Annotated in this window: 17 protein-coding genes; 12 read left to right on the forward strand and 5 right to left on the reverse strand. The window is 65.6% G+C overall.

What is annotated here, in order from left to right; all coding sequences use genetic code 11:
* Positions 1-347: 347 nt before the first annotated feature.
* Entirely contained in the window at positions 348-1001 is a 654-nt protein-coding gene (locus BI327_RS36900) for a PilZ domain-containing protein (protein WP_076866294.1), read from the forward strand.
* A gap of 236 nt (positions 1002-1237) precedes the next feature.
* On the opposite strand, the gene BI327_RS36905 is transcribed toward BI327_RS36900, so the two are convergent.
* Positions 1238-1942 carry a hypothetical protein gene (locus BI327_RS36905; protein ID WP_076866296.1) on the reverse strand — a complete coding sequence of 235 codons (705 nt, stop codon included), beginning with the start codon at positions 1940-1942 and terminating at the stop codon, positions 1238-1240.
* A 186-nt stretch (positions 1943-2128) separates the two neighbouring features.
* Between BI327_RS36905 and BI327_RS36910 the strand changes: the two genes are divergently transcribed.
* The 7 genes from BI327_RS36910 (at position 2129) to BI327_RS36940 (ending at position 9989) form a co-directional block, all read left to right on the forward strand.
* A complete protein-coding gene (locus tag BI327_RS36910; protein ID WP_076866297.1) occupies positions 2129-2776 on the forward strand; it encodes a class I SAM-dependent methyltransferase in 648 nt (215 codons plus the stop codon).
* A complete protein-coding gene (locus BI327_RS36915) occupies positions 2773-3183 on the forward strand; it encodes a DOPA 4,5-dioxygenase family protein (protein WP_076866299.1) in 411 nt (136 codons plus the stop codon). Before BI327_RS36910 ends, BI327_RS36915 begins: the two co-directional genes overlap by 4 nt.
* Before the next feature lie 135 nt (positions 3184-3318).
* Positions 3319-5700 (forward strand): putative bifunctional diguanylate cyclase/phosphodiesterase, encoded by a 2382-nt coding sequence (locus tag BI327_RS36920; protein WP_076866301.1) that lies wholly within the window; start codon positions 3319-3321, stop codon positions 5698-5700.
* Positions 5701-5991: 291 nt separating this feature from the next.
* Positions 5992-6954 (forward strand): DUF2778 domain-containing protein, encoded by a 963-nt coding sequence (locus tag BI327_RS36925; protein ID WP_245335043.1) that lies wholly within the window; start codon positions 5992-5994, stop codon positions 6952-6954.
* A gap of 243 nt (positions 6955-7197) precedes the next feature.
* Positions 7198-8244 (forward strand): aromatic ring-hydroxylating dioxygenase subunit alpha, encoded by a 1047-nt coding sequence (locus BI327_RS36930; protein ID WP_076866303.1) that lies wholly within the window; start codon positions 7198-7200, stop codon positions 8242-8244.
* 5 nt (positions 8245-8249) lie between these two features.
* The gene (locus BI327_RS36935; RefSeq protein ID WP_076866304.1) at positions 8250-8996 is read left to right on the forward strand and encodes a GntR family transcriptional regulator; all 747 of its coding nucleotides are present in this window, start codon (positions 8250-8252) and stop codon (positions 8994-8996) included.
* Between the two features lie 12 nt (positions 8997-9008).
* Complete coding sequence (locus BI327_RS36940; RefSeq protein ID WP_076866306.1) at positions 9009-9989, forward strand: PDR/VanB family oxidoreductase; 981 nt, start codon at positions 9009-9011, stop codon at positions 9987-9989.
* Between the two features lie 15 nt (positions 9990-10004).
* On the opposite strand, the gene BI327_RS36945 is transcribed toward BI327_RS36940, so the two are convergent.
* Positions 10005-11966, reverse strand: a complete 1962-nt coding sequence (locus BI327_RS36945) for a putative bifunctional diguanylate cyclase/phosphodiesterase (protein ID WP_076866308.1) — start codon at positions 11964-11966, stop codon at positions 10005-10007.
* Between the two features lie 228 nt (positions 11967-12194).
* Between BI327_RS36945 and BI327_RS36950 the strand changes: the two genes are divergently transcribed.
* From BI327_RS36950 to BI327_RS36960, 3 genes are all read left to right on the forward strand, one after another.
* On the forward strand, positions 12195-13232 hold the full coding sequence (locus tag BI327_RS36950) for a VOC family protein (RefSeq protein ID WP_076866398.1): 1038 nt from the start codon (positions 12195-12197) through the stop codon (positions 13230-13232).
* A 1-nt stretch (position 13233) separates the two neighbouring features.
* Positions 13234-14835 (forward strand): bifunctional 3-(3-hydroxy-phenyl)propionate/3-hydroxycinnamic acid hydroxylase MhpA, encoded by a 1602-nt coding sequence (gene mhpA / locus BI327_RS36955; RefSeq protein ID WP_076866310.1) that lies wholly within the window; start codon positions 13234-13236, stop codon positions 14833-14835.
* A 157-nt stretch (positions 14836-14992) separates the two neighbouring features.
* On the forward strand, positions 14993-16606 hold the full coding sequence (locus BI327_RS36960; RefSeq protein WP_076866312.1) for a GMC family oxidoreductase: 1614 nt from the start codon (positions 14993-14995) through the stop codon (positions 16604-16606).
* 147 nt (positions 16607-16753) lie between these two features.
* Here BI327_RS36960 and hemE read toward each other — a convergent pair whose 3' ends face one another.
* Positions 16754-17779, reverse strand: coding sequence for a uroporphyrinogen decarboxylase (gene hemE, locus BI327_RS36965; RefSeq protein WP_394329910.1), 1026 nt, complete (start codon positions 17777-17779; stop codon positions 16754-16756).
* Between the two features lie 141 nt (positions 17780-17920).
* On the opposite strand from hemE, the gene BI327_RS36970 reads away from it, so the two are divergent.
* A complete protein-coding gene (locus BI327_RS36970; RefSeq protein ID WP_076866314.1) occupies positions 17921-18106 on the forward strand; it encodes a hypothetical protein in 186 nt (61 codons plus the stop codon).
* Positions 18107-18234: 128 nt separating this feature from the next.
* On the opposite strand, the gene BI327_RS36975 is transcribed toward BI327_RS36970, so the two are convergent.
* Positions 18235-18474 carry a hypothetical protein gene (locus BI327_RS36975; protein ID WP_076866315.1) on the reverse strand — a complete coding sequence of 80 codons (240 nt, stop codon included), beginning with the start codon at positions 18472-18474 and terminating at the stop codon, positions 18235-18237.
* An 87-nt stretch (positions 18475-18561) separates the two neighbouring features.
* The gene (locus BI327_RS36980; RefSeq protein ID WP_076866317.1) at positions 18562-20232 is read right to left on the reverse strand and encodes a pilus assembly protein TadG-related protein; all 1671 of its coding nucleotides are present in this window, start codon (positions 20230-20232) and stop codon (positions 18562-18564) included.

Raw genomic sequence — 20232 nt, forward strand, 5'->3', positions numbered from 1 at the left:
CTAGCATTCGGCCGGCAGCCGGAGCAGGCGGTTTAGGGCACGGCGCGATTGCATCGGCGTGCGGCTATTCTCCCGGTAGTTGTACGGGTCGCAGATTAAACTGCCGCGTAAGGGTTGCGCCATAAAGTGCGCCGCCGCACTCTGTCCCGGCTTAACTTTTTCCTAGTTTTTCGACGGTACGACTGTACGTACCTGCGCGCCAGGAGCATTCCGCGCCGCGCTGGGATGCGTGCCGCAGCCTCACGCTGCCGTCGCGTCGGTAGCGGAAGTCCCACCACCGGACCGGCAAGGAAGCCGGTCAACCCCCGACCTCCGTGTATTCACATCGCCTCCGGCGAGGTCCAGTCGTGTCTGTCGAAAAGTTTCTCAAGCAACGCGCAGTCAGGATCACGGTCAACGGCAGCTACACGCTGCCGAACTGGTATGATGCGCAGGGCAGACTGCGCACGTTTGCGTGCCGGACCACGCGGGTGTCGCCGTTCCGCATGATCGTGGACGTTCCTGTCGTCGGCAAGATCGGCGACCGGCTGACCTCGTATTTCGAGGAGTTCGGCAAGTTCGAAGGCTGCATCACCGACACGATGAGCGGCAGCTTCCTGCTCGAGCTCGAGATGACGCATGCGATGCGCGAGAAGTTCGCCGACAAGCTGACCTGGATCGAGAAGAAGCAAAAGGATCCCAGCATCCGCGAGGCGCGCAACAACCCGCGCTTCGTTCCGGTCGCGCCGCATGCCATGCTGACCTTGGCGGACGGCACCATGCAGAGCTGCTTCATCATCGATATGTCGCTGTCGGGCGCGGCGGTGTCGTCCGAGGTGCAGCCGCCGGTCGGCATGCCGCTTGCGATCGGCGCCTGCGTCGGGCGCGTGGTCCGGCATCTGCCGAACGGTTTCGCCATCAAATTCGTCGAGACCTACAAGCAGAGCGAGCTGGCCCGCTTGATCGCGCGCAAATCCAAGGAATTGCTGGTGGTGTCCGCCGACGCGGATCCGGTTGCCTGACCTCCGGATACTACGGGCTTCCCTAGACCATGATGAATTTAGCTCGAACGGGGTTTGGCCACGTGCTCGCTTTACCTCTCCCCATTGGGGAGAGGTCGGTTTGCGAAGCAAATCGGGTGAGGGGGCGCAGATCTCACGAGGGACCGTAACCCCTCACCCGGCGCTACGCGCCGACCTCTCCCAAGGGAGAGGTGAACCTTCGCGGCCGACCCAGCCAAACCTGATCTCATCACACTTTACGTCAGCTGTTCCGGATCTTCGGCCGCGCGTATCCGCGCAATGCTGTCTTCGGTTGCCGCCGTACCGGCCGCCGCGATCGTGATCTCCCGCGCCCGGTTGGTGCATTCGGCCCACAGCAGGAAGAACACCAGTGGCGGCCGCTCGCGTGCCTCTAGCATCTGCCGGCAGCGGTCAGCGGCGCCGTCGAGCGCCCACCACTGCCGGGCGACGACCATGACCTTGCGGAAGCTCCGCAGCGTGCCGGAGAATTTCTGCGGATCGGCGCCGACAAGGGAGCCGCAATGGTTCAGCCAGTTCAGCCCGGCGTAGATCGCAATCCCGTAATCCTCGATCGCAGCGCCGGTGAAATCGATGACGGTCTTGTCGTGTGCGCGCTGGCGCAGGAACGCGTCGATCATCTCGGCCTGGCGCGACGGATCGACCAGCAGCGAGGTGTCCTGCCGCGGCACCATCGGGATGTAGCGCATGGCTTCGAGCCGCGTGTGCTCCCAGATCGCCCTGCTATCGCCGAGCAGGTCGCCGGGCTTGCGCTTGCAGGCCGGATAGACCAGCACGCCGTTGTCGGCGAGATCGAGATAGCGCGGCACCACCTTGTCGAGTGCGGTGAGAAACGCGCAGGGGTCGCTGAGGCCGCGCAAGTCGCTGGCGGCGTCCTCCGCAGGTGCAGGCTTGTTGACGCGTGTCCAGCCGAAATTGGCCATCCCCGGGCGCCCCGATCTCAACCTGCCCGTCAGGTTAGATGGAAAATCCGGCGAAGCAAATGCGGCATTTGCGGTTGCGCGGCCACGCCTGTCGGCCGCCGCCGGTTGACGCGGGAAGCCGCCGTGCCTAGCTCATGGTTAATCGTGCGGCAACGCAGATTGCCGCCGCTGCCGGGACGTATCGCCATGACTGCTTCGGATCGCCAATCGCACTGGCAGGCCGTCTATCTGACCAAGGGCGAGCAGCAGGTGAGCTGGTCGCAGGCCGATCCGCAGCCATCGCTGCGCCTGATCGAATCCGTCGCCACCGGTCGCGACGCGTCGATCATCGACATCGGCGGCGGGGCCTCGCGCCTCGTCGATGCGTTGCTGGCGCGCGGCTTCCGCGATCTGACGGTGCTTGATCTCTCCGAAGCGGCGCTGGCCAGCGCGCGACAGCGGATCGGCGCGACGGGCGAGGCGGTGCGCTGGATCGCGGCTGATGCGACGGTCTGGCAGCCGCCGCAGGCTTTCGACATTTGGCACGATCGCGCGGCGTTTCACTTTCTCGTCGAGGAGAGGGATCGCGCGGCCTATATCGAGAGGCTGCATCGCGGCGTCAAAGCAGGCGGCCATGCCGTGATCGGTACCTTCGCGCTGGACGGTCCGGAGAAATGCAGCGGTCTGCCGGTGCAGCGCTATGATCCCGCAACGCTCAGCGGGACCATTGGTCCGGGATTCGAGCTGATCGCCGGGGAGGAGCATCGGCACGTCACGCCCTGGGGCGCGACGCAGTCGTTCCAATTCAGTGTGCTGCGGCGCAGCCGATCGGCCGCGGAAGGAGAGGTGATATGACGGACGCGCCACGGACCATCGGCGAGATCGCGAGCTACCATGCCCATGTCTACTACGATCCCGCCACCAGCCGGGGCGAGGCGGAACGGCTGCGCAACTGGATGGGCGAGCGCTTCCTGGTCACGCTGGGGCGCTGGCACGACGTCAAGGTCGGCCCGCACGATCAGGCGATGTATCAGGTGGCGTTTGCAGCCGAGCTGTTTCCGACCCTGGTGCCGTGGCTGATGCTGAACCACGGCAGCCTGAGTATCCTGGTCCATCCCAACACGACAAATCCGCGCCGCGATCATCGCGACGATCCGCTCTGGATCGGCACGCCGCTCGCTGTCCACGCCGACAAGCTGCCCGAAGAGGCCGAGATGGAGCTGGCGCTGGCGCCGAACACGTCGCCGACACTGCGCCCCTGAGCGGTCGCCGGATGGATAAAGTTTGACGCAATTGTATTGCAACCAAGTCGTTTCAAACTCATCGCGTTTTGCAACGTGAGGTTAAATCACCATTCCTAGGCTTACCCGACAATTTCAGGGTCGGGCGCATTGGGCATGTTCTTTTCATTCCGGAGCTGGTCACTGTGGCGGGTGGTCGGACCGCTGCTGGCGATCGTGTTGCTGCTGGGCGGCCTGTCGGCCGGCAGCCTCCAGGTGATGTCCGCGGTGCGGGCCTATGTCGCCGGCGAAAGCATGTGGTCGAAGGGCCAGAAGGACGCCATTCACTATCTCCAGACCTATGTCTCTACCGGTGCGCCGCTCTATCTGCAGAAATTCGATGCCGCGATCGCGGTGCCGCTGGCCGACCGCACCGCGCGGCGCGCGCTCGAAGCGCCCGGCAACAATGACGCCGTGGCCCGCGATGGATTCGCCAGGGCAGGCAATCATGATGACGACATCGGCGGCCTGATCTGGCTGTTCAAATATTTCCGCAAGATGCACCATGTGGCCGGCGCGGTGACGGCCTGGCGCAACTCGGATGCGCTGCTCGATCAGCTGATCGAGATCAGGAACGAGGCCGCGAACGACGTCGCGCTGCATGATCCCTCGGCTGCGACCATCAAACACTGGGCCGAGCGGATCGGCGCGGTCGACGCCGCGCTGAGCACGCTTGCCGTCGATTTCTCGGATGAATTGGGCAAGGCGTCGCGTCAGGTTTCCACGCTGCTTCTGCTGGTCAATCTCGTGATCGCGGGTTGCCTTGCCGGCATCGTGCTGTTGCATACACGGCGGATGCTGTGGCGACGTTGGCTTGCGGAGACCGCGCTCGCGGTCGAGAAGGAGCGCGCCCAGCTCACGCTGGCCTCGATCGGCGACGCCGTCATCGTGACCACGCAGGATGATCGCGTCGGCTACATGAACGCCGCCGCGCAGCGGCTGATCGCAGCCGGGCGGGACGTGACCGGCTGGCGGCTTTCGTCGCTGTTCAACATCGCCGAGCAGCCGGTGCGGGGATCGTTCCAGAGCTCGGATGCCGATGGTGAAAGCCGGCCGCAGCAGCGGCTCCTGGTGCGGCCGGATCATTCCAGCGTGCCGGTCTCGGTGGTCGAGACCCCGATCGTTCATGAAGGCGAACCCGCCGGCCGGGTGATGATCATCCACGACATGACCGCCGAGCGGCGGCTGGTAGAGGAACTGGCATGGGCCGCCTCGCATGATGCGCTCACCGGCCTGGCGAACCGCCGCCAGTTCGAGTTCGAGCTGCACAAGGCGATGGCGGGCTCGGAGGACATGGGCGCCGACCTGATGCTGATCGACCTCGATCAGTTCAAGATCGTCAACGACACCTGCGGCCATATGGCGGGCGACAGGTTGCTGAAACAGATCGCGCGGCTGCTGGCGGCCGAGGTCGGCGGCAGCGGGCTGGTCGCGCGCCTTGGCGGCGATGAGTTCGGCATCCTGCTGCACGACGATGCCTCCGCCGCGCACGACGTTGCCGCCGACGTCGCGGAGCGGATCAGGGCCGTGATCGAGCAGTCGAACTTCGTCCATGAGGGATCGAGCTTCCGGATCAGCGCAAGCATCGGCCTTGTCTCGCTGGCCGACAGCGCAGGCGTACAGGACGCGTTGCGGCTCGCCGACGTCGCCTGCTTCCTCGCCAAGGACAAGGGACGCAACCGCGTCCAGGAGCACCGTCCGTCCGATACCGGCATGGCCGTACGTGTCGCCGAGATGAGCTGGGTCAATCGCATCCGCAAGGGATTGGACGAGGGGCGATTCTGCCTCTACGAGCAGGAGATCCGCCCGATCAACGGCACGCTGAAGGGCGGTGACCGGCGCGAGCTGCTGCTGCGCCTGCGTGACGAGAGCGGCGCCCTGGTGCCGCCCGGCAGCTTCCTGCCCGCCGCCGAACGCTACGGGCTGATGCCGCTGATCGATCGGTGGGTGGTTCGCCGCGCGTTCGAGATCATCGCCGAGCGCAAGCATCACCCGCGCAAGATCGCGAGCTACGCCATCAACCTCTCCGGCGCCACCATCGGCGACGGCGACTTCGTCGACTTCGTCGCCGGGCTGTTTGCGCAGCACGACGTGTCGCCGGCGCTGGTGTGTTTCGAAATCACCGAGACCAGCGCAATCTCCAATCTCGACGAGGCGCAGACATTCGTCGCGCGGCTGCGCGAGATCGGCTGCAGCTTCTCGCTCGACGATTTCGGCACCGGGATGTCCTCGATCGCCTATCTGAAGCACCTGCCGGTCGACATCATCAAGATCGACGGGTCGTTCGTGAAGGAGATCCTGAACAGCAAGGTCGATCGCGCGATGGTCGAGATGATCACCAAGACCGCGAAGATCATGCAGAAGCAGGTGGTCGCGGAATTCGTCGAGAGCCTTGCGATCCTGGACGAGCTGCGCTTGATCGGGGTCGATTACGCGCAAGGCTACGCCATCGGGAAGCCGGTTCCGGTGCTCACCCTCTGGGAAGAAAAGATCGCCTGAGTCGGTCGAATTGTCCCGAATCGGGACTTTTTTGATGGTTTCGGCCTGTCCAAGGCTGATTCTCCGGCACTATCCATCCGAAAAACGTTTAAAAAACCTCTCGTTGGCCGCTTCGTCTCGATTATGCCTTACTCTAATTCCCTGATATGATGAGCGATCGGTGAATCCCACGTGGGCCGGGCAACAGGCCCCAGAGCACCGAACTTGGGGATGATGGGTCAACGAACGACGAAAGCTGCCGGGCATAAGTCAAGCCGCGGCACGTCTCTGGTGGGCAGCACGGCGTTCGCCGTGAGCGCGCTTGTCCTGTCGTCTGGCCTTGCCGCCTGGATGGTCGGCGTCGATCCCACCTCTTGGCTGCATGGACCGGCCTTCGCCAACACCACCGCCTCGCTGAACTTCGACGATCGCTTCGGCGCGCGCTCCACCATCAACACGGCCTCTCTCTATTATCCGCTGCGCCGCGGGTTCCGTTCGAGCCGCGGCGATTTCAATTCCGAGTTCGGTCAGATCGAGGACGCGCTGGCCGGCCAGCTGCGCGACACGCAGACCGAGCAGCCGACCAGCGAGCCGGCAACGGCATCCGTCGCTGCGATCACTCCCCCGACTTCCGCTTCCGCTGTGCCGATGCCGCGGTCGCGGCCCGCCGAGGCCAATCTGCTTGCGCGGAACGATCAGCCGCTACCGCCGCCGGCGCCGGTGCAGCAGGGCGACAACCGGACGTTCCTGCAGAAGATCGCCGACATGATGCCGGGCAAGATACAGCTTGCCTCGGTCGATCCGAATGACGGCCTGTTGTCCGGCCCGAGCCCCGATCTCGGCAAGCTCGGCTATGACAGCACCACGGCGGTCTACGACATCACCGGCCGCATCGTGTACATGCCCGACGGCACCAAGTTCGAGGCGCATTCGGGGCTCGGCAATCTGCTCGACGATCCGGCGCATGTGAATGCCCGGAACGCTGGTGCGACGCCGCCCGGCATCTATGAGATGAAGCCGCGTGAAAAACTGTTCCACGGCGTGCCCGCGCTGCGCATGACCCCGGTCGATGGCAGCGAGACGTTCGGGCGTGTTGGCCTGCTGGTCCACAGCTACATGCTCGGGCCGAACGGCGACTCCAACGGCTGCATCTCGGTCAAGCACTACGACAAGTTCTTGCAGGCCTACCGCAGCGGCATGATCAAGCGCATCGCCGTCGTCATCAACATCAAGGACGTCCAGTCGGCCTCGACCCGCGCGGCGTCGAACTCTTAGCCGCACGCCCGCCGCCGGCGCATCAAGCCCATCAGCCTTCAGTACGTGCCATCTGCCTCCGGCGCCAAAGGCGTCCGGCGATGCGCCATGGGCGTGGCGGACCGCGAGGGCTCCTGGAACTTTCATATCTCCAAATGATGTATACCGAAATGCCGGAATTTCGAACGATTATGGTTCGGATTGCCAAGCGCGAGCCAAGAATGTATACATAAAGTATCCATAGAGATCCCGAGAGGGCGACCGATGCCAAATTCCTTTCCAATGAATGCCTGGTACGCGGCCGGCTGGGATGCCGAGATCAAGCACGCGCTGTTGCCGCGGACGATCTGCGGCAAGCATGTCGTGATGTACCGGAAGGGCGACGGCGAGGTGGTGGCGCTCGAGGATGCCTGCTGGCATCGCCTGGTGCCGCTCTCCAAGGGCCGGCTCGACGGCGACACCGTGGTCTGCGGCTATCACGGCCTGAAATACAATGCGCAGGGCCGCTGCACCTTCATGCCGTCGCAGGAGACGATCAATCCGTCGGCCTGCGTGCGCGCCTATCCGGTGGTCGAGCGCCACCGCTTCATCTGGCTCTGGATGGGTGATCCGGCGCTCGCCGATCCCTTGCTGGTGCCCGACATGCACTGGAACCACGATCCGGCCTGGGCCGGCGACGGCAAGACCATTCACGTCAAATGCGACTATCGGCTCGTCGTCGACAATCTGATGGACCTGACGCACGAGACCTTCGTGCATGGTTCGAGCATCGGCAATGACGCGGTCGCCGAAGCGCCGTTCGACGTCACCCATGGCGAGAAGACGGTCACCGTCACGCGCTGGATGCAGGGCATCGAGGCGCCGCCGTTCTGGGCCAAGCAATTGCAGAAGCCGGGCCCGGTCGATCGCTGGCAGATCATCCGCTTCGAGGCGCCGTGCACCGTCAATATCGACGTCGGCGTGGCGCCGGCCGGATCGGGCGCGCCGGAGGGCGATCGCTCGCACGGCGTCAACGGCTATGTGCTCAACACCATCACGCCGGAGACCGAGAAGACCTGCCACTACTTCTGGGCCTTCGTCCGCAATCACCGCATCACCGAGCAGCGCCTGACCTCGGAAATCCGCGACGGCGTCGCCGGCATCTTCCACGAGGACGAGATCATCCTTGAAGCACAGCAGCGCGCGATGGACGAGAATCCGGATCGCGTGTTCTACAATCTCAACATCGATGCCGGCGCGATGTGGGCGCGCCGCGTCATCGACCGCATGGTGGCGAAGGAAAATCCGCCGCAGTTGCAGGCGGCGGAGTAGGCGGCATGGCGGAGCGCGAGGCCGAGCGTTCAGTGTCGCAGACCGTGCGGGCGCAGCTCGCGCTGCGTGAGCTGATCGTTTCCGGCGGCCTGCGGCCGGGCGAGCGCATCTCGGAATTGCAGGCGGTCGAGGTCACCGGGGTATCGCGGACGCCGGTGCGGATGGCGCTGGTCCGGCTGGAAGAGGAAGGCCTGCTGGAGGTGATCCCGTCCGGCGGCTTCATGGTCAAGGCGTTTTCTGAGCGCGACATTCTCGATTCGATCGAGCTGCGCGGCACGCTGGAGGGGCTGGCTGCGCGCTTTGCCGCCGAGCGCGGCGTCTCGTCGCGCGATCTCGAACCGCTGAAGCAATGCCTCAACGAGATCGACGGCCTGGTGCGGCAGGATCCGATCTCAGTCGAAGCGTTTTCGTCCTATGTCGCGCTCAACGCGCGCTTCCACGCGCTGCTGACCGAGCTGTCGCGCAGTCCGCCGCTGATCCGGCAGATCGACCGCGCTTCGGCGCTGCCGTTCGCCTCGCCGAGCGCGTTCGTGATGGCGCAATCGGCGCTGCCCGAGGCACGCCAGATCCTGCTGATCGCGCAGGACCATCATCGCGTGGTGGTCGACGCCATCGAGAACCGCGAGGGCGCGCGCGCCGAGGCTGTTATGCGCGAGCATGCCAGGCTTGCGGCGCGCAATCTGCGGCTCGCGCTGCGCAACCGCACGCACCTCGATCTGCTGCCGGCGCTGGCGCTGATCGCATCAGGCTGAACGGAGCGCGCCATGCGATTCATTGAAACCTGGACATCGGCTACGCTGCTTGCCGTGCGCGACCTCACGCCCGGCATCCGCGAATTCCTGCTGCGGCCTGACGATTTTACGGCCGCGCCCTATCCGGTCGGCAGCCATATCGATGTCGGCGTTACCATCGACGGCCAGCCGCAGGTCAGGTCCTATTCGCTGGTCGGTGAAGCCGATCCGCAGGGCTACCGGATCGCGGTGCGGCGCGCGCCGGATTCCCGCGGTGGCTCGCGCTACATGTGGTCGCTCGCGCCGGGGGCGCGGCTCAACATCACGCAGCCCGCCTCGCTGGTGCAACTCGACTGGACGCGGCGGCAGTTCTGCCTGATCGCGGGCGGGGTCGGCATCACGCCGATCGTCGGCGCGGCACAGGCGCTGGCCCGTCGCGATGCCGGCGTGACGCTGCACTATGCCGTGCGCACGCGCGGCGATGCCGCCTACCTCGAACCGCTCGAGCATCTGCTCGGCGACCGCCTCGTCGTCCACGCCGGCGACGAGGGCAGGCGGCTCGACCTCGAGCGCGTCTTTGCCGGCTTGCCGCAGGGGGCGATGACGCTGTTCTGCGGCCCGATGCGGATGCTGGATGCAGCGCGACGGGCCTGGGAAGCCTCCGGGCGCCCGATGACCGATCTGCGCTACGAGACCTTTGGATCGAGCGGGCTGTTGCCGACCGAGGCGTTCCGGGTGCGGCTCAGGGGCGAGGGCACCGAGTTCATCATCCCGCGCGATCGCTCGATGCTCGACGTGCTCAACGAAGCCGGCCATGAGGTGATGAGCGACTGCCGGCGCGGCGAATGCGGCGTGTGCGCGCTCGACGTGGTCGATGTCGAGGGCGAGATCGATCATCGGGACGTCTTCTTCAGCGACCACCAGAAGCGGGAGAGCCGCAAGATCTGCGCCTGCGTTTCGCGGGCCCGCGGCACCATCACGGTGGATACCCTGCATCGCGCCGACGCGCCGTGATGTGCGCGATCAGGGCTACGCCGCGTGCACCGAGTGTCGTGGGTTGTGATCGAGCAGCGCGGAAATCTCGCCGGCCGACATCGGCCGGCCGATCAGGTAGCCCTGCACTTCGTCGCAGCTGGTCTGGCGCAGGTATTCGAGCTGATCGGCGGTCTCGACGCCTTCGGCCACAACGCCGATCTGCAAATCCTGCGCGAGGGCGATCACCGATTTGACGATCGCGGCGCAATCCGGCTGGGTCAGCATGTCCCGGATGAAGGATTGATCGATCTTGATGCGGCTGAACGGCAGCTTGCGCAGATAGGTCAGCGACGAGAAGCCGGTGCCGAAATCGTCGAGCGCGACCGTCAGCCCAAGCTCGAGCAGTCCGTTGAGGATGGCCTGCGCCGATCCATATTTCGAGATCAGCATCGATTCGGTGATCTCGATCTCGAGCCGGCTCGGCGCGACGTTCGCCTCGGCCAGCGCGTCGACGATGGTCTGCAGGATGCCGACGTTCTGGAACTGGACCGCAGAGAAATTCACCGCGATCCTGATATCGTCCGGCCAGTGCGACAGCACCGCGCAGGCACGGCGGATCACCCACTCGCCGAGCTGGTGGATCAGTCCGCTCTCCTCGGCGATCGGAATGAAGACGCTCGGCGGGATCAGGCCGCGCGTCGGATGCTGCCAGCGCAACAGTGCCTCGAAGCCGGTGACGCGGCCTTTGCGGATGTCGAGGAACGGCTGGTAGACCAGAAACAGCTGGTCCGTCTCGATGGCCTGTTCCAGGTCGCGCTGCAACGCGCGGCGGTCGCGCGCCGATTGGTCGTCGCTCGCCTCGAAGAAGCAGATCGTGCCGGCGCCGGACTTCTTCGCCCGGTAGAGCGCGATGTCGACATGCTTGAGCAGATCGTGCGACGTGCTGCCGTCGCGGGGCGCCAGCACGATGCCGATGCTGATCGCGCTTGATATCTCGAATCCGTCGATCGGGAACGGATCGGCGAAGGCCGCGACGAACCGTTCGGCGATCGCCAGCGCATCCTCGGGCCGCGTCAGATTGGACATGATCAGCGCGAACTCGTCGCCGCCGATCCGCGCGACATGCTCGGCGGCGCGGGTGCAGCGCTGCAGCCGGGCCGCGACCTGCACCAGGAATTCGTCGCCGGCTGGATGGCCGAACCTGTCGTTGATCTCCTTGAGGTGATCGAGATCGAGCAGCAGCACGGCGAATTCCTCGCCGGAGCGCGTCAGCCGGCTCAGCGCGCCATTGAGTGCCTCGTTGAAGGCGACGCGGTTCGGCAGATGCGTCAGCGGATCCTGCCGCACCGTCCGTTCGGCCTCGTGCTGGGCGATGATCCGCCGCCGGAACTCGAACGCATTGACGAACACGCCGCGCAGCAACACCGAGCCGTAGACCACGACCAGCACGGCCATCAGCAGATAGACGAAGTCGCCGTCGCGGCCGAGGCAGATCGCGGTACCGACGAAGATCGGCGCGGTGAAGGCAATCGCGGCGATCGGGACGGTGGAGAAGGCGAAGGCGCCGCCGGCCAGCATGCCGGCGCACAGGCAGGTGATGACCAATTGCGCGCCGCTCGATGCATTCGCAAAGAAGGCGACCGGGACGACGCCCCAGGCCGCCCCGAGCGCCAGCGCATTACGCACCAGCCGGTACATGGTTCGGCGCGAGACGAATTGCGGCTTGGCGATGCGGCGCGATGCGCGTGCCTGCAGGCCGAAGAACAGCGCGGCGCTGCTGACGGCGGCGGCCCACACCAGCGCAAACGCCCAGTCCGGCGACTGCCACAGCGCGACCGCGAGCACCAGCGCGTTGCAGGCATTGGCCAGCATGATGCCGAAGGAATAGCCGAGCACCAGCGAAACCTGCTCGGCGCGGATGTGGCCGGCAAGCGCGTCATCGGTCGGTGGCGCACCGAAGGCCGCGAGGTCGCCCGCGAACAGGGTCGCGAAATATGATCTGAGATAGGTACGCATCTCACTACGTTGCCTGCGCGCGTTGGCCGTGGCGCAGCAGCGAAGAATTCTCTGCAAACCTTTGACAAACTATGAACTATTGGAACGGACCGTGCCACGGCGGGCCGCGCTTCGGTTCCACTGGCGGGCATTGCTAACAAATCGATACAAATGCGTGACGGGGCGTCACGGACCGGCAAAGCCTGCCCAGCGGCGGCGCCCTGCTTGATCGCCGGCCGGTTTTTCGCAATGAGTCGGGTTCCCGCGAGCGGCAAGAACCAGAAGGTGCGCATGAGCCTCCCGACCACGAACCACGATCCCGGGTTTCGGATCACGCGGGCCAGCCACGTCGTCCTGACCGTCCGTGATCTCGCGGCGAGCCGGCGGTTCTACGAAAAGGTGATCGGGCTGATCCTGACCGCGGAGGAGGGCGATGCGCTCTATTTCCGCGGCGTCGAGGAGGCCTGTCATCACAGCCTTGTGTTGCGCAAGGGATCGGACGCCGTCTGTGCGCGGCTCGGCCTGCGGGTGTTCAGGGATGACGACCTCGACCGGCTCAAGGCCTTCTTCGAGGCGCATGGCTGCCGAGCCGCCTGGGCCGACGTGCCGCATCAGGGCCGCTCGCTGCATGCGACCGATCCGGCCGGCACGCCGCTGGAGTTCTGCGCGACCATGCCGGTCGAGCCGCGCATGATCACCCAATTCACCCGCCATGCCGGCGGCTCGGCGCTGCGGCTCGATCACTACCAGGTGCTGACATCAGAGGTGCGCAAGGCGTGCGAGTTCTACACCGCGGCAGGCTTCCGGCTCAGCGAGTATATCGCGCCGGCCGGCACGTTCGACCTGCGCGGCGTGTTCCTGCAGCGCAAGGGCAATCCGCACGACATCGTGTTCTTCAACGGCGCCGGACCGCGGCTGCATCATTTCGCGTTCCTCGCGCCCGAGGTGCATCATCTGCTGAAGGCCTGCGATATCGCCGGCGAACTCGGCTATGGCGCGGCCGTCGAGCGCGGCCCGGGGCGGCACGGGCCGGGACACGCGATGTATGTCTACATGCGCGATCCCGATGGGCACCGCGTCGAGCTGTTCAACACGCACTACCAGATCATGGACATCGAGAACGAGCCGATCGGCTGGGACCCGTCCGACCACAAGATCTCGTTTCCATGGGGACTGCCGGCGCGGCAGGCCTGGTTCGAGGAGGCGACGCCGTTCGCCGATGTCGCGATCCGCGAGCCGCAAATCAAGCCGAAGCCGCTGACGCTCGAGAACTATCTCACGAAGTAGCATGTCAGTGTCAGCCGCGAACCCCGAGCATCATCGCATGTATGACGTGGTCATCGTGGGCCTCGGGCCGGTCGGTGCCGTCTTCGCCCATCTGCTCGCAAAGGCTGGCTTGCGCATTGCGGTGGTCGAGCGCGTTGCCGAGATCTACGACAAGCCGCGCGCGATCACGCTCGACCACGAGGCGCTGCGGGTGCTGCAGGCGATCGGGCTCGGCGATTTCATGGAGCAGGCGATCGCTCCGCATAACGGCTCGCACTATCTCGGCGTCGACGGCGAGATCATCAAGATCTTCGACCCGATGCCGCCGCCGTTCCCGCTCGGCTGGATTCCGAACGTCACCTTCGTGCAGCCGGACCTCGAGCAGGCGCTGCGCGACAAGCTCGCCGACTATCCGCAGGTCGACGTGCTCCTTGCTGCCGCGGGCGTGGCGCTCAAGCAGGACGACGACACGGTGACGCTGACCGCGCGCCGCGAGCCCGGTGAGGGGCTCTCGATCCGCGCGCGCTATCTGGTCGGCTGCGACGGCGCCAACAGCTTTGTGCGCAAGCAGCTCGGTATCGGCCTCGAAGACCTTGCCTTCGATGAATGGTGGATGGTGGTGGACACGCTGACCAGCGACCCCGCCAGGCGGCCGGCCAAGAGCTTTCAGTATTGCTGGCCACAGCGTCCCGGCACCTTCGTGCCCGGTCCGCGCAACCTGCGGCGCTGGGAAATCAAGCTGCTGCCCGGCGAGGATCCCGATCTGGCCGGCGCGCCCGACAACGTGGTGAAGCTGCTCAAGGGCTTCACCGATATCTCGGACCTCACGATCTGGCGCTCGGCGGTCTATCGCTTCCATGCGCTGCTCGGGCAACGCTGGCGCGACCGCCGCGTGCTGCTGATGGGCGACGCTGTGCACCAGACGCCACCGTTCCTCGGGCAGGGGCTGTGCGCCGGCATCCGCGATGCCGTGAACCTTGCCTGGAAACTGAGGCTGGTGCTGCGCGGCGACGCTGACGAGGCGTTGCTCGACAGTTACGAGATCGAGCGCAAGCCGCATGTCCGCGCCGTCGTCGCCAGCGCCAAGGAGTTCGGCAAGATCATCGGCGAGCTGGATCCTGTGGCCGCCGCCGAGCGTGACCTGCGGCTGCGCGCCGAGCTGAAGGCCGGCACGGCTGAAACCATCCGGCAGAAATTCATTCCCGATCTCGTCACCGGCCTGATCGCGCGCGATGTCGTGCTGGCCGGGCGGCTGTTCGTGCAGCCGCATGTGCGCGCGCCGGACGGGCGTACCTGCCGGCTCGACGATCTGCTGCAAGGGGAATTTGCGATCGTGACCGCCGCGGCCGAGCCGATGGCATGGCTGTCGGAGGCGTCCCGTGCCGCCTGGCAGCATCTCGCCGGCGAGCGCGTCGTCATCACGACATCAGGCGACAGTGCCGATGCCAACGGTATTTTGAGTGTGGTGGAGCGAGACGGATTGTTCGCCGAATGGATGCGGCAACACGGCGCCACAGCGGTGATCGTGCGGCCCGACCGTTACGTCTTCGGCGCCGCCGGGAACGCCGACGAGCTCAATATGCTTGTCGGGCAACTGGTCCAGAACCTCAGCGCATGGCACTAGAGCGTTTTCGAGCGAAGTGGACACCGTTTCGCGTGAAGAAAACGCGTCAAAATAAAAAGCTAGAGCTCCGTTCCGATCAAATCGGAATGGAGCTCTAGCCTTTTCAAGCCAGCGCTTTGTCTGTACCACCGGAAGAAAGAAATTCCGGGGGAAACCAGTGAACAATAACAATGATGCGGCCGAGTATGATTACGTCATCGTCGGCGCCGGCTCGGCCGGCTGCGTTCTCGCCAATCGCCTGAGCGCCGACGGCAAGCATTCGGTGCTGCTGCTCGAGGCCGGGCCGAAGGACAGCAACATCTGGATCCATGTGCCGCTCGGCTACGGCAAGCTGTTCAAGGAAAAATCCGTCAACTGGATGTACCAGACCGAGCCCGAGCCCGGCCTGAACGGACGGCAGGTGTTCCAGCCGCGCGGCAAGGTGCTCGGCGGCTCGAGCTCGATCAACGGCCTGCTCTATGTCCGCGGCCAGCACGAGGACTATGACCGCTGGCGCCAGCGCGGCAATGCCGGCTGGGGCTATGACGATGTGCTGCCCTATTTCCGGAAGGCGGAAGATCAGCAGCGCGGCGGCGACAAATATCACGGCGCCGGCGGCCCGCTGCCGGTGTCGGACTGGCGGCACCATGATCCGCTGTCGGAAGCCTTCGTGCATGCCGCGGCCGAGGTCGGCATTCCGACCAATCCGGACTTCAACGGCGCGAGCCAGGAGGGCGCGGGCTTCTTCCAGACCACGACGCGGCGCGGCCGCCGCGCCTCCACGGCGCGATCCTATCTGCGGCCGGCGCTGACGCGCGGCAATCTGCATGTCGAGACCTCGGCGCTGGCGCAGCGCATCCTGTTCGAGGGCACGCGTGCGAGCGGCGTCGCGTACAGGCAGGGCGGACAATTGCGCAAGGCCACGGCACGCAAGGAGGTGCTGGTGTCGAGTGGCGCGTACAACTCGCCGCAATTGCTGCAGCTCTCCGGCGTCGGCCCGGCCGAGCTGCTGAAGCAGCACGGCATCGATATCGTGCTCGATGCACCCGGCGTCGGCAACGATTTGCAGGATCACATGCAGGTGCGCATCGTCACCCGCTGCGCGCAGACCGTCACGCTGAACGACGTCGTTAACAATCCGGTGCGACGGGTGATGGCCGGCCTGCGCTACGCGGCGCTGCGCAAGGGGCCGCTGACGATCGCGGCCGGCACGTCGGGTGCGTTCTTCAAGACCAGCCCGCGGCTGGCCTCGCCCGACATCCAGATCCACTTTCTGCCGTTCTCGACCGACAAGATGGGCGAGAAGCTGCATCCGTTCTCCGGCTTCACGGCATCGGTCTGCCAGTTGCGCCCGGAGAGCCGCGGCTCGCTGAAGATCAGGAGCGCGGATCCCAGCGTGCCGCCGGAAATCCGCATCAATTATCTCGCGACCGAGACCGATCGCCGCGCCTTCATCGACGGCATCCGCATCCTGCGCAAGATTTTGGCCGCGCCGGCGCTGAAGTCATACTCGGTCGGCGAAGTCGACCCCGGCGCCAAGGTGGTCAGCGACGACGATCTGCTCGATTTCTGCCGCCGCACCGGCAGCACGGTGTATCACCCGACCTCGACCTGCCGGATGGGCAACGATGCGCTCGCGGTCGTCGACAACAGGCTCAAGGTGCGCGGCATCGATGGCCTGCGCGTGGTCGATGCCTCCGTCATGCCGGACCTGATGTCGGGCAATACCAATGCGCCGACGATCATGATCGCGGAGAAGGCCGCGGACATGATCTTGGAGGATGCAAGGTAGCGGGCGCATATCGCGAACCGTCATCCTGAGGTGCGAGCGTAGCGAGCCTCGAAGGATGTACGGCCACCGGCCGGGCCGTCGACCCTTCGAGGGCCGCTGAAGAAGCGGCCACCTCAGGGTGACGGTGATGGAGTGGGCTACAAGACGCTAGCCCTTATACGCGCGCACCCGTGCGACCATCTGCTCGACATGGGCGATCGGCGTTTCCTGCAGGATGCCGTGGCCGAGATTGAAGATCAGCCGGCCCTTGCCGAAATTCTCCAGCACATCGTCCACCGCGCGGTCGAGCGCGGCGCCGCCGGCAATCAGGGCCAACGGATCGAGATTGCCCTGCACGGCGACGTGGCTCTGCACGCGCTCGCGGATCATCGACGGCTCAGCCGCCCAGTCGACCGAGACCGCATCGACGCCGGTTTGCTCGACATAGGCCGGTAGCATGCCTGCCGCACCGCGCGGAAAGCCGATGATCCTGGCACCGGGGACCTCTTTGCGCACCCCGGCAACGATGCGCCGGGTCGGCTCGATCGACCAGCGGGCAAACTCGCGCGGCGGCAGCACGCCGGCCCAGGTGTCGAATATCTGCAGGCAATCGGCGCCGGCCTTGAGCTGGCCGATGAGATAGTGGATCGAGTTCTCGACCAGCACGTCGATGATCTTGGCAAACGCGTCCGGGTGGCGATAGGCGAGCATCCGTGCCGGCGCCTGGTCCGCCGTACCCTGTCCGGCCACCATATAGGTCGCAACCGTCCACGGCGCGCCGCAGAAGCCGATCAGTGCGATCTCGGGGGCGAGTTCGCGCCGGACCCGGCGCAGGGTCTCAAAGACCGGCTCGAGCAGGTCGAAATTGGCACGGGTCGCCAGCGTCGCGATCTCGCCGGGGGTCGCCAGCGGATCGAGCCGTGGCCCTTCGCCGGCCTCGAACCGCACCGAGCGGCCGAGCGCATAGGGGATCACCAGGATGTCGGAGAAGATGATCGCGGCGTCGAAGTTGAACCTGCGGATCGGCTGTAGCGTGATCTCGGTGGCGAATTCGGGCGTGAAGCAGAGATCCAGGAAGCCGCCGGCCTTGGCGCGCAGCTCGCGATATTCCGGCAGATAACGGCCGGCCTGCCGCATCATCCAGAGCGGCGGCACGGCCCGCCGGTGGCCCGACAGGACATCGATGAACGGCATTTGGCTGGGGTCCTGGGACACGCGGGAGTTCCTGATCACGGTCAAATTTGCACCCCTGATACACGCTGCGGCGCACTGGGCCAAGGCGGTTCTGGAACCCCCGTTTGCGCAGACGCGTTGTCCCGTGAATGGAGGGACGATATGGCCGAGAAATTCGATCCTGCCCCGCATGACAAGCATGCCGAGAAGCCGCATGAGGCGCAGGCTGCCGACCGCAAGGCACGCAGCCGGCTGAAGGAGGGATTGGAGGATACCTTTCCGGCCTCCGATCCGGTCAGCGCCACGCAGCCCGCGCCATCGAAGCACGACGGCGATCGGGACAATTAGCTGGTATATCGCAGCGGATGCTAACCATGATGCGAATCGCGTTCGATCGCGGGGGAACGCTGCGCGCGTGACGGGTTTGCGGGCCTCCATCAGCGAGCCGCCCGCAATATTGCGATCGCCCGGACAGGCTAGATCGGGCCGCCCTCGGGGTGCTGCATCCGGTCGAGCTCGAAGGTCACGCCGAGCCGCCGCTCGAGACGCCATGTCAGAATGCAGTGCCGCCGGATCGGCTCGCTCTCGATTTCGAGGTCGAACGCGAAGGGGAGCGCGGCGTCGCTTTCCACGGCGAGCCCCGCGCCGCCGGTCGAGATGTTGAGCACGAGGCATCCGACGCTGGCGTTGCGGTAGAAGATGGTCCCGCGCTTCATCAGGACCGTTCGCTGGCTGTCGGTCTTGTATCTTATTATTGTTGCACTCACGGCAGTCTCTCTACCCCTGATGTCGCGATCGTTCCCCTAGTTCACGAGCACCGCGCCGTCGCAGCGGATGCCCAGCACCCAGACGTCGACCTGGCCGAGCCCGATGCCGAGCGTTGCGAGCAGCGATGCCAGGACCTGGTCGATCGAGCTCGTCACGCCGTTCAGGATGCTCATGACGAGCGCGCCCAATCCCGGGATCGGCAGCCCGAGCGGGCCGACATTGATGGTGAGCGAGAGGTCGCCGAGCAGACTTCCCGTCAGCGATGAAAGGAAGTTGGTCGTCGTCACCGTCTTCTTGGTCCCCGACTGGATCTCGCTGTAGCTGAAATTGACGTTGGTCGGCGTGGTGTTGCCCATGCCGGCATGGGCGAGGCCGGTGACGGTGACGAGACCGAGATTGACCAGCATCGCCGGCGGCGGATTGGGCTTGGTCGCGAAGTTGGTCATGTCGGCGACCGTGACGTTGCCGATCCACGCGTCCACGATCCCCGGCGTCACGCCGACGGTGACCTGCGAGGTGCTGATGTTCGGACGACCGCAGGACACCGCGTTGAGCGTCGCGGTGCCCGAGGCAACCTCGACATAGACCGGGAGGTTGATCGCGGAAACGGCGCCGGAGCCGAGCACGTTGATCGTCGCCAGGATCCGGGTCTGCGCGGTGTGGACGCTGACGCCCTGGGTGCCCATCGCGATCCAGCTCGAGCCGACGGGGCGTTCGCCGATCGTTGCGATCACGGATACGTTGGCGATGCCCGGCAGGCCGAGATTGACCGAGGTTGCGATCTGATGGTTGCCGTTGGCGATCTGCGCCACCGTGTTGACGAGGTCGAACACCGAAACGCTGGCGCCGACCTTGGGTTTCTGCCCTACCGTGAGGTTGGCGAAGGGGCCGAGATCGATCAGGGTGCCCGGCGATATCTTGGTCGAGGAGCCGGTGACGGCCTGGGAGATCGTCGACAGCGCGGTCGTCGCCGCGCCCGCGCCGTTGGTGATCTGCTGCGTGGTCAGCGCCGCCGCCATGATGTCGCCGACCTTGATGTTGCTGCTCAGCAGGTCGCTGTAGCTGACGCCGGTCAGGTTGATCCGGGTCGCCAGCGCCGACAGGAAGTCCAATGCGTCGATCTTGGCGCTGATCAGCGAGTTATAGTCCATCACCGAGAGCGACAGCGAGGTGCCGAGCATCGAGCCGAGCAGCGCATTGACCACGCCGCCATTGACCGCGAGCAACCGGGAGCCGATCGCGAACGTCGCCATTTCGGTCGACGTCGCGGTGGCGGTCGTCGAGATCTTGAAGCTGCTCGCGCCGGTCAGGTAGCGCGCGAAGTAGAGCGGGGTCTGGGTGGTCAGCGTGACGCGCGCGGCGTTGGGAATCCCGATCGCCGGGGTCACGAAGCGGGCCTGGGGCGCGATGGCGCTGTTTGCGGTGTAGGTCCCCGTCTCGACCTTGACCAGTGCGCTGGCCGGATAGTTATTCTGTGTCACCGTCGCGCTGGCGGCGTTGACCGGATTGTTCAAATTGGCGGCGGCGACGATCGCGGCGAGGTCGGCGGTGCTCTGCGTCTTGCGCCGATCCGCGAAGATCGTGCCGAGATCGATTGCAAGCCCGGCGCACCCGATCAGCAGCGTCATCAGGCCGGCCGAGATCATCGCGAAGTTTCCACGCTCGTCGGCGCCGAAGCGCCGCATCAGCAGGAGGATGCCTCTCAT

Origin of the sequence: Bradyrhizobium mercantei, assembly GCF_001982635.1 — a bacterium.
Classification (GTDB): domain Bacteria; phylum Pseudomonadota; class Alphaproteobacteria; order Rhizobiales; family Xanthobacteraceae; genus Bradyrhizobium; species Bradyrhizobium mercantei.

Excerpts from the sequence above, each read along its gene's own strand:
- BI327_RS36905 (WP_076866296.1), bottom strand. The coding sequence starts at position 1,942 with ATGGCCAATTTCGGCTGGACACGCGTCAACAAGCCTGCACCTGCGGAG.
- BI327_RS36975 (WP_076866315.1), bottom strand. The coding sequence starts at position 18,474 with ATGAAGCGCGGGACCATCTTCTACCGCAACGCCAGCGTCGGATGCCTC.
- BI327_RS36935 (WP_076866304.1), top strand. The coding sequence starts at position 8,250 with ATGGCGGAGCGCGAGGCCGAGCGTTCAGTGTCGCAGACCGTGCGGGCG.
- BI327_RS36970 (WP_076866314.1), top strand. The coding sequence starts at position 17,921 with ATGGCCGAGAAATTCGATCCTGCCCCGCATGACAAGCATGCCGAGAAG.
- BI327_RS36945 (WP_076866308.1), bottom strand. The coding sequence starts at position 11,966 with ATGCGTACCTATCTCAGATCATATTTCGCGACCCTGTTCGCGGGCGAC.
- BI327_RS36930 (WP_076866303.1), top strand. The coding sequence starts at position 7,198 with ATGCCAAATTCCTTTCCAATGAATGCCTGGTACGCGGCCGGCTGGGAT.
- BI327_RS36950 (WP_076866398.1), top strand. The coding sequence starts at position 12,195 with ATGAGTCGGGTTCCCGCGAGCGGCAAGAACCAGAAGGTGCGCATGAGC.
- BI327_RS36920 (WP_076866301.1), top strand. The coding sequence starts at position 3,319 with ATGTTCTTTTCATTCCGGAGCTGGTCACTGTGGCGGGTGGTCGGACCG.
- BI327_RS36915 (WP_076866299.1), top strand. The coding sequence starts at position 2,773 with ATGACGGACGCGCCACGGACCATCGGCGAGATCGCGAGCTACCATGCC.
- hemE (WP_394329910.1), bottom strand. The coding sequence starts at position 17,779 with ATGCCGTTCATCGATGTCCTGTCGGGCCACCGGCGGGCCGTGCCGCCG.
- mhpA (WP_076866310.1), top strand. The coding sequence starts at position 13,234 with ATGTCAGTGTCAGCCGCGAACCCCGAGCATCATCGCATGTATGACGTG.
- BI327_RS36940 (WP_076866306.1), top strand. The coding sequence starts at position 9,009 with ATGCGATTCATTGAAACCTGGACATCGGCTACGCTGCTTGCCGTGCGC.
- BI327_RS36980 (WP_076866317.1), bottom strand. The coding sequence starts at position 20,232 with ATGAGAGGCATCCTCCTGCTGATGCGGCGCTTCGGCGCCGACGAGCGT.
- BI327_RS36910 (WP_076866297.1), top strand. The coding sequence starts at position 2,129 with ATGACTGCTTCGGATCGCCAATCGCACTGGCAGGCCGTCTATCTGACC.